Genomic DNA, 14,232 nt, shown 5'->3' with positions numbered 1-14,232 from the left:
GATGCTGGCGTCCCACTGGGAAACCGGTGCCGACTGCACCTTGCGCGCACCGGCCTCAAGCCTGCTGAAACTGGCGACGAGCAAAGACAAGACGTCGGTGCTGCATGCCCCGGAAGTCGAACTCGACGGCGACAGCGGCGTGCTGCTGGAACTGGCGGCGGTCCTTCAGGACCTGGAGCTGGACTGGGAGTATGAACTCTCGCGCTGGCTGGGGCCTGTGGCCACGCAACTGGTCGGAGGTCATCTGCGCAGCCGCGCACGCTGGTATCAGCAAGGGTTCGCCAGCCTCAACCAGAACCTGGGCGAATACCTGGCCGAAGAATCGCGCACCCTGGTCGGTCAGCGCGAAGCCGAAGCCCGTTTCAGTGAACTGGACCAGATCAAACTCGATCTGGAACGTCTCGAGGCGCGTTTCGAGCGCCTTTCCCGATCCCTCGACCCAAGCGATAACGCATGAAGCTGCTTGCCGTCCGCCGTTTGTTGCGCATCCAGCGCGTCGTGATCCGCTACCGCCTCGATGACCTGCTGTTCGCCCTGCCATTGCCCTGGTTTCTGCTGGCGCTGCGCTATGCCTTGCCGTGGCGCTGGTTCCCGCGCAAGCCCCTGGACCTGAGCCGTGGCGCACGATTGCGCCTGGCGTTGCAGGACCTTGGGCCGATTTTCATCAAGTTCGGCCAGATCCTTTCGACACGCCGCGACCTGCTGCCCGAAGACATCGCCGATGAGTTGATGATGTTGCAGGACCGCGTGCCGCCGTTCGACTCACAAGTGTCGGTCCGGCTGATCGAAGAGCAGCTCGGCAAAAAGATCAGTGAAGTCTTCTCTCGTTTCGACGTCGAACCGCTGGCCTCGGCCTCGGTGGCGCAGGTGCATGCCGCGCAGCTGAAAACCGGTGAGGCCTCAAGCCGGTGATTGCCCAGGACCTGGCATGGCTGTTCATTCTTGCCCGCGCCGCGGAAAAACTCTCGGCCGACGCCCGTCTGCTACACCCGGTGGACGTGGTCAGTGATTACGAAAAAACCATCTACGACGAACTCGATCTGCTGCGTGAGGCCGCCAACGCCAGCCAGTTGAAGCGCAACTTCGACGGTTCGCCGCTACTGTATGTGCCGCAAGTCTATTGGGACTGGTGCCGACCGAAAGTGCTGGTGATGGAGCGCATCTACGGGATTCAGGTCACCGACCTCGCGACCCTGGCCGACCAGCGCACCGACATGAAAATGCTCGCCGAGCGTGGCGTGGAGATCTTCTTCACCCAGGTGTTCCGCGACAGCTTCTTCCACGCCGACATGCACCCCGGCAACATTTTCGTCAGCACCGTGCAGCCCTGGAGCCCGCAGTACATCGCCATCGACTGCGGCATCGTCGGCAGCCTGACCCCGGAAGACCAGGACTATCTGGCGCGCAACCTGTTCGCGTTCTTCAAGCGTGACTACCGGCGTGTCGCGCAATTACACATCGACTCGGGCTGGGTACCGGCGGAAACCAAGCTCAACGAATTCGAAGCGGCGATCCGCACGGTGTGCGAGCCGATCTTCGAAAAACCGTTGAAAGATATTTCCTTTGGTCAGGTACTGATGCGCCTGTTCCAGACCGCTCGACGCTTCAACATGGAAGTGCAGCCGCAGTTGGTCTTGCTGCAAAAAACCCTGTTGAACATCGAAGGCCTGGGTCGTCAGTTGTACCCGGACCTCGATCTGTGGAACACCGCCCAGCCGTTCCTCGAACGCTGGATGCGCGAGCGCGTCAGCCCCAAAGCCTTGCTGGGCAACGTGCAGAGCCAGTTCGAGCAGATCCCGCACCTGGCCAACATGGCCCGCGACCTGCTTGAGCGCATGTCCCAACCCCACGCCAACGACCCGCCGCCTCCGTGGCACCGGCGCAAGGACGACGTGTTCCTGCGCCTGCTCGGCACCGCTCATCTGGCGGGTGGCACGATACTCGCAGCCGGTGGCCCGTTGCACGAACTGGGGCATTGGCCCGCCGGAATCATGGTGGCGATCGGCTTGTATCTGGTCGTTCGCCGATAGCCAGTTGGATCATCGGCTGGCACACTGTTTGAACGCTGAATTTGAACATTGGCCTCAACTATTGAAGTAGAGCCCGCTGTCGGAGTCGAAGATGAAAAACTGGCTGGACGAGATCAAGTGGGACGCCGATGGACTGGTGCCGGCGATTGCCCAGGATCACAAGACCGGACGCGTCCTGATGATGGCCTGGATGAACCGCGAAGCACTGCAATTGACCGCCGCCGAGAACCGTGCCATTTACTGGTCACGTTCCCGTGGCAAGCTGTGGCGCAAGGGCGAAGAGTCCGGCCACGTGCAAATCCTGCATGAGATGCGCCTGGACTGTGACGCTGACGTGATCATCCTGATGGTCGAGCAGATCGGCGACATCGCCTGCCATACCGGCCGTCAGAGCTGCTTCTACCGCGTTTTCGAGAACGGCGACTGGAAAACCGTCGACCCGGTTCTCAAAGACCCGCACGCTATCTATTGTGCAGGACATACTCATGACTGACACCCTGACCCGTCTGGCCCAGGTGCTGGAAGAACGCAAAGGCGCCGCCGCCGACAGCTCGTACGTCGCCAGCCTGTACCACAAGGGCTTGAACAAGATTCTGGAAAAGGTCGGCGAAGAGTCGGTCGAAACCATTATCGCCGCCAAGGATGCCGCCATCAGCGGTGACTGCAGCGATGTGATCTACGAGACCGCCGACCTGTGGTTCCACAGCATGGTCATGCTCGCCCAGTTGGGGCAACATCCACAGGCTGTGCTCGATGAACTTGACCGTCGCTTCGGTCTGTCCGGACACGTCGAGAAAGCCTCGCGTCCGTCCGCCTGAATAATTATTAGAGAGGAACGCAACATGGGCATTTTTGACTGGAAACACTGGATCGTCATCCTGGTTGTCGTGGTGCTGGTGTTCGGCACCAAGAAACTGAAAAATCTCGGCACTGACGTGGGCGAGTCGATCAAGGGCTTTCGCAAGGCCATGAACGACGAAGAGAAACCGGCCGACCCGACTGCGACTCCGGCCCAACCGGTTCCGCCGACCCAGCCACAGGCCACAACGCCTGTGAACCCGCCGCACACCATCGACGTGCAGGCGCAAAAAGTCGAAGAGCCGATCCGCAAAGACTCGTGAGCACTGACTAATGTTTGGTATCAGCTTCTCTGAACTGCTGCTCGTCGGCCTCGTCGCCCTGCTGGTGCTGGGCCCCGAGCGCCTGCCGGGTGCTGCGCGCACCGCTGGCCTGTGGGTCGGGCGGCTGAAGCGCAGCTTCAACGCGATCAAACAGGAAGTTGAACGTGAAATCGGTGCCGACGAAATTCGCCGGCAACTGCACAACGAGCACATTCTGTCCCTGGAGCAGGAGGCGCGGAAGATTTTCACGCCGACCCAGCAGGAGCCAACGCCGGTGGAACCTGTGGCGACGCCGACGATTCATGCGCCAACAGCTGAAGTCACGCCGGCGGTTGCAGCTGCTGAACCTGCGCCTGCCAGCCCAGTAGAACCTGTTGCTCCTGCCGCTGCGCCGACAACCCCGGCGCCTCACGACACCACTTTGCCGCCGCGAGCCCCATGAGCGATCTCCCCGAAAACGACCAGCACATGCCACTGGTCTCGCACCTCACCGAGTTGCGCACCCGTCTGCTGCGCTGTGTAGCGGCGATTTTCATTATCTTCGCCGGGTTGTTCGCCTTCACCCAGCAGATCTACACCTTCGTCTCCACGCCGCTGCGCCAGTACCTGCCGGCCGGCGCGACGATGATCGCCACCGACGTGTCGTCGCCGTTCCTGACGCCGCTGAAGCTGACCATGATGGTCTCGCTGTTCCTGGCAATCCCGGTGATCCTGCATCAGATCTGGGGTTTCATCGCGCCAGGCCTGTACAAGCACGAGAAGCGCATCGCCGTGCCGTTGCTGGTCTCCAGCATCCTGCTGTTCTACACCGGCATGGCCTTCGCCTATTTCCTGGTGTTCCCGCTGATCTTCAAGTTCTTCGCCGCTGCCACCCCGGCCGGCGTGGAAATGATGACCGACATCACCAGCTACCTCGATTTCGTCATGACGCTGTTCTTCGCCTTCGGCGTGGCGTTCGAGATCCCGGTGGCCGTGGTGCTGCTGGTGTGGATCGGCGTGGTCAACGTCGCCTACCTGAAGAAAATCCGCCCGTATGTGGTCATCGGCTGCTTCGTGGTCGGCATGATCCTGACGCCGCCGGACATCTTCTCGCAGACGCTGTTGGCCGTACCAATGTGGTTGCTGTTCGAGATCGGCGTCCTGTTCGGCAGCCTGATCAGCAAACGCGGCGAGCACCCGGACGAAAAACCGGCTGACGATCACAACGATCAGCCGCCAGCGACCCAAGCGTGAACCTGCTGCTCCTCGAGGAGGCCGATTTCATTGCGGCCGACCGGGCGATCCTGCGCGATCGCCGCTTGACCCATATGCAGGAAGTCCATCGCTGTGAAGTGGGTGACAGCATGCGCGTCGGGCGTATCGACGGGCTGATGGGCGCAGCCGAAGTACTGCGCCTGGACGCTGACGAAGCCGAGTTGCGCGTCACCCTCGACCAGCCGCCACCAGCCAAGCTGCCACTGACCCTGGTATTGGCCCTGCCACGCCCGAAAATGCTCCGCAGGGTGTTTCAGACCGTGGCCGCCATGGGTGTGCCACGAATCGTTCTGGTAAACAGCTATCGCGTCGAGAAGAGCTTCTGGCAAACCCCGTTCCTGGAACCTGAGGCGATTCGCGAACAATTGATCCTGGGGCTTGAACAAGCCCGGGACAGYGTGCTGCCAGAGGTCGTCATCGAGAAGCGTTTCAAACCTTTTGTCGAAGATCGCCTGCCAGCAATCACTGAAGGCACTCTCGGCCTGGTCGGTCATCCCGGCAATTACCCGCCCTGCCCCCGTGGCCTGGACGAACCCGTGACCTTGGCCATCGGCCCCGAAGGCGGCTGGATTCCTTACGAAATCGACCTGCTGGCCAAGGCCGGCCTGCAACCGGTGCAGCTCGGCGAGCGCATCCTGCGGGTCGAAACCGCCGTCACTGCACTGCTTTCGCGGCTGTTCTAACCCAGACACTTACCCTTGTGGCGAGGGAGCTTGTCGGATCGCCGCACCGTCCCGCTCGGCTGCGAAGCAGTCGTAAAACAGGTGAATGCGGTCTTGCCGGGAAAAGCGGTGGCCGCTTCGCGCCCAAGCGGGAGCAAGCTCCCTCGCCACAGGTTTTGCTCACCTACAGGTTCCAGCCTGCCTGCCGATACAGTCCCCATAAAACCAATCAATGGTCCGAGGGAGTCGCAGCATGTACCGATGGCTAGCCGAGAAACTGGGAAACGTAAGCGTCAATCGCAAGTTGAGTGTCGGCTTTGGCCTCGTGCTGCTCATGACCCTCCTGATCACTTTCACTGGCTGGAATAGCCTAGGCAGTGTGATCAGTCGCGCAGACAAGCAGAGCTACATCTCCGGCCTCAACGAGTTGGGCAAGGATTTGCGAACCGCCCGTCTCGACTACGAAATGCGCCGTGGCGAACAAGGCCCGGCAGCCGTCAGCGAACTCTTGGGCAAGCTTGACGATGGCGTGCAAGTCGCCCTCAAAATGTTTGTGCGCATCTCGGACCAGGAAGTGCTCAATCAGCAACTGGCCACCATCGGTGATTACAAACGCGCCTTTGCCGACATGACTCAAGCGACGCAGAACCGCGAATCGGCCCGATCCAAGCTCGGCGCCACCGCCGACAACGCTGTGGCCAAGGTGACAGAAGTCGAAAAGTCCTTGCTGCAAGGCGACAGCGTCACTCAATTCAACAACGTGGTCGAGCTGAGCAAACTGCTCCAGCAAGCGCGCTTCCAGGTTCGCGGTTATACCTACAGCGGCAAGCCCGAAGCCGAGCAACCCGCGCTGGATGCCATCGACAACGCCCTGAAAAACCTTGAAAGCCTGCCGGGCAAACTGCCAGAACAACACAGCGCCAACCTGCAACAAGCCACCGAATCGCTCAAGGGCTACCGTGTCGCAGTCAGCCAGTTCCGCGATTCGCAAGTGGCCAGCGCCGTCGCCCTCAAGAAGATGGTGGATCAAGAGACCCGCTTGAATGACCTGAGCGCACAACTGACCCGCTCGCAAACCGACAAACGTAACCAGGAGACGGCCCAAGCGAAAAGCACGCTGATCATCGTGACCGTCCTGGCATTGGCGTTTGGTCTGCTCGCAGCCTGGATCATTACGCGGCAGATCGTCGTTCCACTGCAACAGACGTTGGTGGCAGTCGAACGTGTTGCCTCGGGCGATCTGAGCCATAACCTTGAGGTCGCTCGCAGCGACGAGCTGGGTCAATTACAAAGCACCCTTCAGCGGATGGTCGTCAGTCTGCGGGAACTGATCGGCGGCATCAGCGACGGCGTGACCCAAATCGCCAGCGCTGCTGAAGAACTGTCTGCCGTTACCGAGCAGACCAGCGCCGGGGTCAACAGTCAGAAGGTCGAAACCGATCAGGTGGCCACCGCCATGCACGAAATGACCGCCACCGTTCAGGAAGTCGCGCGCAATGCCGAGGAAGCGTCCGAAGCCGCCGTCGCCGCCGACCAGCAGGCCCGCGAGGGTGACAGGGTGGTCGGCGAAGCCATCGCCCAGATCGAGCGCCTGGCCCTCGAAGTCGGCAATTCCACTGCCGCCATGGGCGATCTGAAGCGCGAAAGCGACAAGATCGGCAGCGTGCTCGACGTGATCAAATCCGTGGCCCAGCAAACCAACCTGCTGGCGCTCAACGCCGCCATCGAAGCCGCTCGCGCCGGTGAAGCCGGGCGTGGCTTTGCAGTGGTCGCCGACGAGGTCCGCAGCCTGGCCCAGCGTACTCAGAAGTCCACCGAAGAAATCGAAGAGCTGATCGTTGGCCTGCAAACCGGCACTCAGCAAGTCGCGACCATCATGGACAACAGCCGCAGCCTGACCGACAGCAGCGTCGAACTGACCCGCCGTGCCGGTGGCTCACTGGAAAGCATCACCCGTACCGTGTCGGCGATCCAGTCGATGAACCAGCAGATCGCCGCTGCCGCCGAACAACAGAGCGCGGTGGCCGAGGAGATCAATCGCAGCGTGTTGAACGTGCGTGACGTGTCCGAGCAGACCTCGGCCGCGAGTGAAGAGACCGCGGCCTCCAGCGTCGAGCTGGCGCGGCTGGGGACGCATTTGCAGATGCTGGTGGGCAGATTCAAGGTTTAACACCACACAAAGCAAAAAGATCGCAGCATTCGGCAGCCTGTAGTAGGAGCTGCCGAAGGCTGCGATCTTTTTTGGGCGATGCGGTTACAAAACCTGGCGCAAAAACGCCTGCGCACGGGGATCCTTCGGTGCATCGAAGAACTCGGCCGGCGAGGCGTCTTCCAGCAATTTGCCGTGATCGAAGAACAGCACCCGGTCCGCCACTTCCCGGGCGAAGCCCATTTCGTGGGTGACGCAAACCATGGTCATGCCTTCCACGGCCAGGGTCTTCATCACATCCAGCACTTCACCGACCATTTCCGGGTCGAGCGCCGACGTCGGCTCATCGAACAGCATGACCTTCGGCTCCATCGCCAACGCCCGGGCGATGGCCACGCGCTGCTGCTGACCACCGGACAGGCGCGATGGAAACTCGTGGGCCTTCTGAGCGATACCAACCTTTTCCAGCAACACCATGGCCTTGGCCTCGCGCTCCTTCTTGCCGCGCTTGCGCACGACTTTCTGGGCCAGGCAGAGGTTTTCCAGCACGGTCATGTGCGGGAACAGGTTGAAATGCTGAAACACCATGCCGACTTCGCGGCGGTAGGCGTTGACGTCGGTTTTCGGGTCGGCCAGTTGCAGACCGTCGATGCTCACCGAACCGGAGTCGAACGCTTCCAGGYCATTCAGGCAGCGCAGAAAGGTCGACTTGCCGGAACCGGACGGGCCGATCACCACCAATACTTCGCCCTTCGCCACTTGGGTGGTGACGTTGTCCACCGCGCGAACCACCTGGCCGCGGGTGTCGAAGACTTTTATCAGATCGCGGACTTCAATCACTTTGCGCGAGCCTCCGCTCAAGCCGACTGGCGATTTTCGACAGCGGCAGGTTGATCAACAGGTACAACCCAGCCACGCAGAACAGGATTTCGAACGGCGAGAACGAGGTAGTGATGACTTCACGACCGCTTTTCAACAGTTCGGTAATCGCGATCACCGACACCAGCGAGGTGTCCTTGACCAGACTGATGAACTGCCCGGCCAGCGGTGGCAGCACGCGCTTGAACGCTTGTGGCAGCACCACGTGGCGCATCGACTGGCCACCGCTCAAACCGAGGGAGCGCGCCGCTTCGTTCTGGCCGCGTGCAATCGATTGCACGCCAGAGCGGATGATCTCCGCCACGTAGGCACCGGTGAACAGCGACAGCGCGGCGATCCCGGCGAACTCCCGGGAAAGGTTCATCACGGTGCCGATGAAGAAGTAGAAAATGAAAATCTGCACCAGCAGCGGCGTACCGCGCACCAGCTCGACATAGATCGTCGAGAGGTCGCGCAGGGTTGTCGTCAACCGTCAGGTGCTGCTCATCCCCTGCATCATTGCGCAGGGTGACTTCAGCCTTGCTGCCCTTGCGCACCAGCTCACTGACGGTGGAGATGTCGGCCGCGCGCTGGGACTCTTCGGCGTGGTAGGCGAAGTACTGCGGCACACGGTTCCAGCGCCATTCGTAGGACATCAGCGAGGTGGCGTAGTACAACGCGCCGGCCAGGCCGATCAGCACCAGCACGGTTAATACGTGCCAGGGCCATTGGGCTTTTTTCTGTTTCATTTAAAGGCAAATCCATAACGATCAGGGCGCCCGCTCCCTCTGTGGCGAGGGAGCTTGCTCCCGCTGGGTTGCGCAGCAACCCTGAAATCGGCCACCGCGCAACGTCGGGTAAAACGAGTCAATCGATTTACGACTGCTTCGCAGTCGGACGGGAGCAAGCTCCCTCGCCACAAAGGCGGTGTTATTCCATGTCCTTGAGCCAGGCGGTGTCTTTAAACCACTTGTCATGGATGCGATCGTAGGTGCCGTCTTCGTGGATCTGGTGCAGGAAGTTGTTGATGAAGTTGAGGCTGTCGTAATCGCCTTTCTTCAGGCCGAAAGCCAAAGGCTCATAGGTGAATGGCTTGTCGAGGAACAGCAGTTTGCCGTTGCCGACCTTGTTCACCGCCACGACGTTGTAAGGCGCGTCGTAGATGAAGGCGTCGGCCTTGCCGTTGACCACGTCGAGCACCGCTTCCTGCTCGTTGTCGTAGCCGTGGTACTTGGCTTTGGAAATGAGCTTTTTGGAGACCATCTCGCCAGTGGTGCCGAGCTTGGAGGTGATGCGGTAGTCGGCGGTGTTCAGGTCTTTATAGGACTTGATGGTGCCTTCCAGCTCCTTGCGGATCAGCAGCGTCTGGCCGACCACGATGAAGGGCTCGCTGAAGTTCAGGCGCAGGTTGCGTTCCTGGGTCAGGGTCATGCCACTGCCGATCATGTCGAACTTGTCGGTCAGCAGGGCCGGGATGATGCCGTCGTAGCCGGTGGATACCATTTCCAGCTTGACGCCCATGGTCTTGGCCATGGCTTTGAGGATGTCGACTTCGAAGCCGATGATTTCGCCGCGCTTGTTRGTCATTTCGAACGGCATGTAGGTCGGGTCCATGCCGACTTTCAGCGTGCCGCGTTTGACCGCGTCATCGATGGCACCGGCCTGCACCGCGCTGACTGCAACCAATGCCGTGACGCCGACCAGCAGCATCGACAGATACTTCTTCATCTTCAAGTCCCCAAAACCCATCGCATTGTGAGGCACGCAAACCGCAGGTTTCCTTTGGGAAACCGGCAGATACGAACAGAAAGTTGTCCGGGCGCACCAATTCGGGGACGGATGCTAACGCACTCGGCCGTTTGCACAAGGGGTTGAGGGAGATTTGTTTGATCGTTCCCACGCAGAACACGGGAGCGATCATCAGCACAAAAAAACCCCGCTTTCGCGGGGTTTTTCATTATGCCAACTGAGGCTGCACGCTCAACGGCTTGAGCGGCAACAGCGGCGCATGCGGATCGGCATCCACCGAAGTGCGCCAGGCCTGCAGCCACTCGGCATGGCCTTCGCTCCAGACCTGCTCATGCAAGCGACCCAGTGCCACCGGATCACTCAGCAGGGCCACGCGCTCGTTGTTGGTCAGCCCTTCAGGCCCGACCTTCATCGCATGGCGAACCCGCTCGATGCGCAGCCATTCGATCGGCTCGGCCTGACGGTGACGAGACGTCGCCAGCGCACACGCCAACGCGTTCTGCTGTGGATCGACCACCGACCGGACGAAGCCGTCGTGCAGTGCATGCCAGCGGTTTTCGTGGGTGTACTGATCGGTCGCCAGCAATGCCTGCGGCGGATTGTATTCCTCAGGAATCAGGAACAGGCTCTCGTCACGGGATTTCAGGCCCAGGCCGACACGACTGGAGATCACCGACACCGGAATCGACAGCATCAGCGAACCGACGATCGGCACCAGCCACCAGAGGAAGCTCGGGTTCAGCCAGATCACCAGCAGCGCCCAGAAGAAACCCAGCGCTGTTTGCGGACCGTGACGCTTGACCGCCTCGCTCCAGGGCGTGGAGTCGTCGTCACGTTGCGGCGAGTTCCAGGTCGCGGCCCAGCCGAGGAACGCGGCGAGCACGAAACGGGTGTGGAAAATCATCCGCACCGGCGCCAGCAGCATGGAGAACAACATTTCCAGCAGCATCGACAGCGTCACCTTGAACCTGCCACCGAACTCTTTCGCGCCTTTGGCCCAGATCAGGATGATGCTCAGCAGCTTCGGCAGGAACAGCAGCACGATAGTCGTCGAGAACAGTGCGATCGCCTTGTCCGGGTGCCATTGTGGCCACAGCGGATAGAGCTGGCGCGGTTCCAGGAAGTACTGCGGCTCCATCAGCGTGTTGGTCGCCAGCAGGGCTGTCGACAGCACGAGGAAGAAGAACCACAACGGCGCCGACAAGTAAGACATCACGCCTGTCAGGAACACCGCACGGTGTACCGGGTGCATGCCCTTGACCAGGAACAGCCGGAAGTTCATCAGGTTGCCGTGGCACCAGCGACGGTCACGCTTGAGTTCGTCCAGCAGGTTCGGTGGCAGTTCTTCGTAGCTGCCCGGCAAGTCATAGGCAATCCACACGCCCCAGCCGGCACGGCGCATCAGCGCCGCTTCAACGAAGTCGTGGGACAGAATCGCACCGGCGAACGCGCCTTTACCGGGCAACGGCGCCAGGGCGCAGTGCTCGATGAACGGCTTCATGCGGATGATCGCGTTGTGGCCCCAGTAGTGGGATTCGCCCAACTGCCAAAAGTGCAGGCCAGCGGTGAACAGTGGACCGTACACGCGGGTGGCGAACTGCTGCATACGCGCATAAAGGGTGTCCATGCCCGACGCACGCGGCGCGGTCTGGATGATCCCGGCGTCCGGCGTGGCTTCCATCAGGCGCACCAGGCTGCTCAGGCATTCGCCACTCATTACGCTGTCGGCGTCGAGCACGACCATGTATTTGTAGTCACCGCCCCAACGACGGCAGAAGTCGTCGAGGTTGCCGCTTTTACGTTTTACGCGACGACGGCGGCGGCGGTAGAAGATCTTGCCGAAGCCCTTGGCTTCACGGCAGACGTCCAGCCAGGCCTGCTGTTCGGCGACGCAGATATCGGCGTCGTTACTGTCGCTGAGCACGAAAAAGTCGAAACGATCCAGGTTACCCGAGGCTGCAACCGACTCGAAGGTCGCCCGCAAACCGGCGAACACCCGCGGCACGTCTTCGTTGCAGATCGGCATCACCAATGCGGTGCGTGCGTCCTTGGCGATCGGCTCGTTGCCGGCGCTGGCGCCGGAAATGCGGTACTTGTCGCGACCGGTGATCAACTCGAGGAAGCCCATCAGCGCGGTCCAGAAACCGGCCGACACCCAACAGAACAGAATCCCGAACAGAATCAGGATGCTGGTTTGCAACACGTAAGGCAGCACCTGGGCCGCAGTTTGCAGCAGCGGTTGGTGCAGGACTTCTTCCAGATCGACGAACGACCAGCCCTGGTACGGCATGATGCCTTTCATGTACCAGCCGGCGACGATCGTCTGACCAAGCATCAGCACCAACAGAATGTAACGACGGATCGAACCGACGGTGCGCCAGCGAGCTGCTGGCAACACGTTCTCGTCTTTCGGCGGCTTCGGCGGGTTGGTGCGACCGGTCAGCCGACGCCAGCCACGCACCAGGATATTGGTGCGCCATGGCTCCGGAACGACTTTGGTCCGACGGATCGGCGGGGCTGCCTTGAGGCAAACCCGACCACTGGCATCGAGTCCCAACATTTGCGCATCCGCCAGTTCTTCGGCGGTGTTCAGGGTCAGGCGCCGCCCGACCGACGCCTGGGCGGCATCGGTCGGCGCGTCGAACGCCTGGGACGACAGACGTTCGTGCAACTCACTGAAAGACTTGCAGCCCGCGAGTTCCGCGCGCTGCTCGTCGGTCATCGGCAAATGCGCCAGGTACTCGGCAAGCGTTTGTGGCTGTACTTGTGAATTACTCATCGGCAGGCAACTGATAGCTCCAGGTCTCGGTCAGGACTTGTTCAGTCGGTGCCGATTCCGGTGTGGCAGGGGCCGCTTCGGCAGCGACAGGCTGCTTGGCGTCTTTGTTGTCCTTGTCCTTGGTGTCCTTGACTTGCTGGGCTTGCGCTTCAGCTTGCTTGGCCTCCTTGTCCTTCTTCTCCTGCTGCTTGGCGGCGATCTTGTCGGCCTTGGCAACGGAAGAGCTGGACGCTGGCGCCGTGGTCTTGATCGTCTCGGCCGGCGTGATGGTCTTGACCAGTGCTGCACGCATTTCAGTGGACTTGCCCGGATCCTTGATCTTCATCCGCAGGGTCAGGCGCCAGCCCTTGGTTTCAGGGTTGTAACGGACACTGTTCTCGACCAGTTCCGCGTTGTCGCCAACGCTAACCTGGCTGCGTACTTCAGCATCTTCTGGCAAGTCTTGCAGGGACGGACCTTGGAAATCCACCAGGTAGGCCACGCTGCCGTCCGGCTGACGAATCAGGTTCGACTGCTTCACGTCACCCGTGGAACGCAGGGTCTGTTGAACCCAGGCGCTGTCCGCCGAATGCAGGGCGGCTTCGTCGATGGTCCAGTGCATGCGATAGGCGACGTCCAGGGGTTGGCCAGGCTCTGGCAGTTTTTCCGGACTCCAGAAAGCAACGATATTGTCGTTGGTTTCGTCAGCGGTAGGAATCTCCACCAGATCGACGGAGCCCTTGCCCCAATCGCCTTTCGGCTCGATCCAGGCACTTGGGCGCTTGTCGTAGCGGTCATCGAGGTCTTCGTAGTGGCTGAAGTCACGGCCACGTTGCAGCAAGCCGAAACCGCGCGGGTTCTCGATCGAGAAGTTGCTCACGGCCAGGTGTTTCGGGTTGTTCAATGGGCGCCAGATCCATTCGCCGTTGCCTGCATGGATCGACAGACCGCTGGAGTCGTGCAGTTCGCGACGGTAGTTCAGCACTTTCGACGGCTGGTTGGCGCCGAACAGGAACATGCTGGTCAGCGGCGCAACGCCAAGTTTGGTGACCTTGYCACGCAGGAACATCTTGGCCTTGACGTCGACGACCGTGTCGCTGCCCGGACGCAGGGTCAGGCGATAGGCACCAGTGGCGCGCGGCGAATCCAGCAGGGCGAAGATCACCAGGTGCTTGTCGCCCGGCTTCGGCTGCTGAATCCAGAACTCGGTGAAACGCGGGAACTCTTCGCCGGACGGCAAGGCGGTATCGATGGCCATGCCGCGAGCGGACAAGCCATAGGTGTGGCCTTTGCCGACGACGCGGAAGTAACTCGCGCCGAGCATGGTCATGATTTCGTCTTGCTTGTCGGCCTTGTTGATCGGGTAGAGCACACGGAAACCGGCATAACCCAGCTGCTCGGTGGCTTTAGGATCGAACTTCATATCGCCGAAATCGAAACGACTTGGGTCGTATTTGATCTCTTCGACGGTGTTGGCCGTGATTTCGTTGATTTTCACCGGCGTATCGAAGTGCATGCCCTGGTGATAGAACGACAGCTTGAATGGGGTTTTCTGGTTAGCCCACTCGGCTTTTTCGGTGAGGAAGCGGATTTTTTGATAATCCGCGAATTTCATTTCACGAAATTCATTCGGCAGGTTACTGCGCGGGGC

The 14,232-nt window shown here is 60.7% G+C and carries 12 protein-coding genes and 3 pseudogenes; 10 read left to right on the top strand and 5 right to left on the bottom strand.

The window, feature by feature from the left end:
- The 10 genes and pseudogenes from AC1DLB_RS14770 to AC1DLB_RS14725 all read left to right on the top strand — a co-directional run.
- On the top strand, positions 1 to 457 hold a 457-nt coding region (locus AC1DLB_RS14770; protein ID WP_477785186.1), incomplete at its 5' end, for a ubiquinone biosynthesis accessory factor UbiJ.
- Positions 454 to 2,030, top strand: a pseudogene (gene ubiB, locus AC1DLB_RS14765) (ubiquinone biosynthesis regulatory protein kinase UbiB). The gene AC1DLB_RS14770 and the pseudogene ubiB, both read left to right, overlap by 4 nt.
- A 91-nt stretch (positions 2,031 to 2,121) precedes the next feature.
- A complete protein-coding gene (gene hisI, locus AC1DLB_RS14760; RefSeq protein ID WP_018929161.1) occupies positions 2,122 to 2,523 on the top strand; it encodes a phosphoribosyl-AMP cyclohydrolase in 402 nt (133 codons plus the stop codon).
- Positions 2,516 to 2,848, top strand: a complete 333-nt coding sequence (locus tag AC1DLB_RS14755; RefSeq protein ID WP_018929162.1) for a phosphoribosyl-ATP diphosphatase — start codon at positions 2,516 to 2,518, stop codon at positions 2,846 to 2,848. The genes hisI and AC1DLB_RS14755 overlap by 8 nt, the downstream gene beginning before the upstream one ends.
- A 24-nt stretch (positions 2,849 to 2,872) precedes the next feature.
- Entirely contained in the window at positions 2,873 to 3,151 is a 279-nt protein-coding gene (locus AC1DLB_RS14750; protein WP_258672080.1) for a twin-arginine translocase TatA/TatE family subunit, read from the top strand.
- 10 nt (positions 3,152 to 3,161) lie between these two features.
- Entirely contained in the window at positions 3,162 to 3,593 is a 432-nt protein-coding gene (tatB, locus tag AC1DLB_RS14745) for a Sec-independent protein translocase protein TatB (protein ID WP_028939612.1), read from the top strand.
- Positions 3,590 to 4,384 carry a twin-arginine translocase subunit TatC gene (gene tatC, locus AC1DLB_RS14740; protein ID WP_018929165.1) on the top strand — a complete coding sequence of 265 codons (795 nt, stop codon included), beginning with the start codon at positions 3,590 to 3,592 and terminating at the stop codon, positions 4,382 to 4,384. Before tatB ends, tatC begins: the two co-directional genes overlap by 4 nt.
- Positions 4,381 to 5,088 carry a 16S rRNA (uracil(1498)-N(3))-methyltransferase gene (locus AC1DLB_RS14735; RefSeq protein ID WP_305410864.1) on the top strand — a complete coding sequence of 236 codons (708 nt, stop codon included), beginning with the start codon at positions 4,381 to 4,383 and terminating at the stop codon, positions 5,086 to 5,088. Before tatC ends, AC1DLB_RS14735 begins: the two co-directional genes overlap by 4 nt.
- Before the next feature lie 211 nt (positions 5,089 to 5,299).
- A pseudogene (locus AC1DLB_RS14730) lies at positions 5,300 to 6,382 on the top strand (methyl-accepting chemotaxis protein); the annotation flags it as partial.
- Positions 6,374 to 7,237, top strand: coding sequence for a methyl-accepting chemotaxis protein (locus AC1DLB_RS14725; RefSeq protein ID WP_371917767.1), 864 nt, complete (start codon positions 6,374 to 6,376; stop codon positions 7,235 to 7,237). The pseudogene AC1DLB_RS14730 and the gene AC1DLB_RS14725, both read left to right, overlap by 9 nt.
- A gap of 84 nt (positions 7,238 to 7,321) precedes the next feature.
- Here the strand turns inward: AC1DLB_RS14725 and AC1DLB_RS14720 are convergent, their stop codons facing one another.
- From AC1DLB_RS14720 to AC1DLB_RS14700, 5 genes and pseudogenes are all read right to left on the bottom strand, one after another.
- Positions 7,322 to 8,056 carry an amino acid ABC transporter ATP-binding protein gene (locus tag AC1DLB_RS14720; protein ID WP_477785185.1) on the bottom strand — a complete coding sequence of 245 codons (735 nt, stop codon included), beginning with the start codon at positions 8,054 to 8,056 and terminating at the stop codon, positions 7,322 to 7,324.
- Positions 8,049 to 8,823 (bottom strand): annotated as a pseudogene (locus tag AC1DLB_RS14715) (amino acid ABC transporter permease). The gene AC1DLB_RS14720 and the pseudogene AC1DLB_RS14715 overlap by 8 nt, the downstream one beginning before the upstream one ends.
- A 181-nt stretch (positions 8,824 to 9,004) precedes the next feature.
- Positions 9,005 to 9,802: a transporter substrate-binding domain-containing protein gene (locus AC1DLB_RS14710; RefSeq protein WP_477744135.1), complete on the bottom strand. Its 798-nt coding sequence runs from the start codon at positions 9,800 to 9,802 to the stop codon at positions 9,005 to 9,007.
- A 229-nt stretch (positions 9,803 to 10,031) separates the two neighbouring features.
- Complete coding sequence (mdoH, locus tag AC1DLB_RS14705; protein WP_111453930.1) at positions 10,032 to 12,602, bottom strand: glucans biosynthesis glucosyltransferase MdoH; 2,571 nt, start codon at positions 12,600 to 12,602, stop codon at positions 10,032 to 10,034.
- A partial coding sequence (locus AC1DLB_RS14700) for a glucan biosynthesis protein G (protein WP_477785184.1) occupies positions 12,595 to 14,232 on the bottom strand: 1,638 nt, incomplete at its 5' end. The genes AC1DLB_RS14700 and mdoH, both read right to left, overlap by 8 nt.

The organism is Pseudomonas sp. 05N434 (genome assembly GCF_056396965.1).
This window is presented reverse-complemented; position numbering and strand designations above follow the sequence as displayed.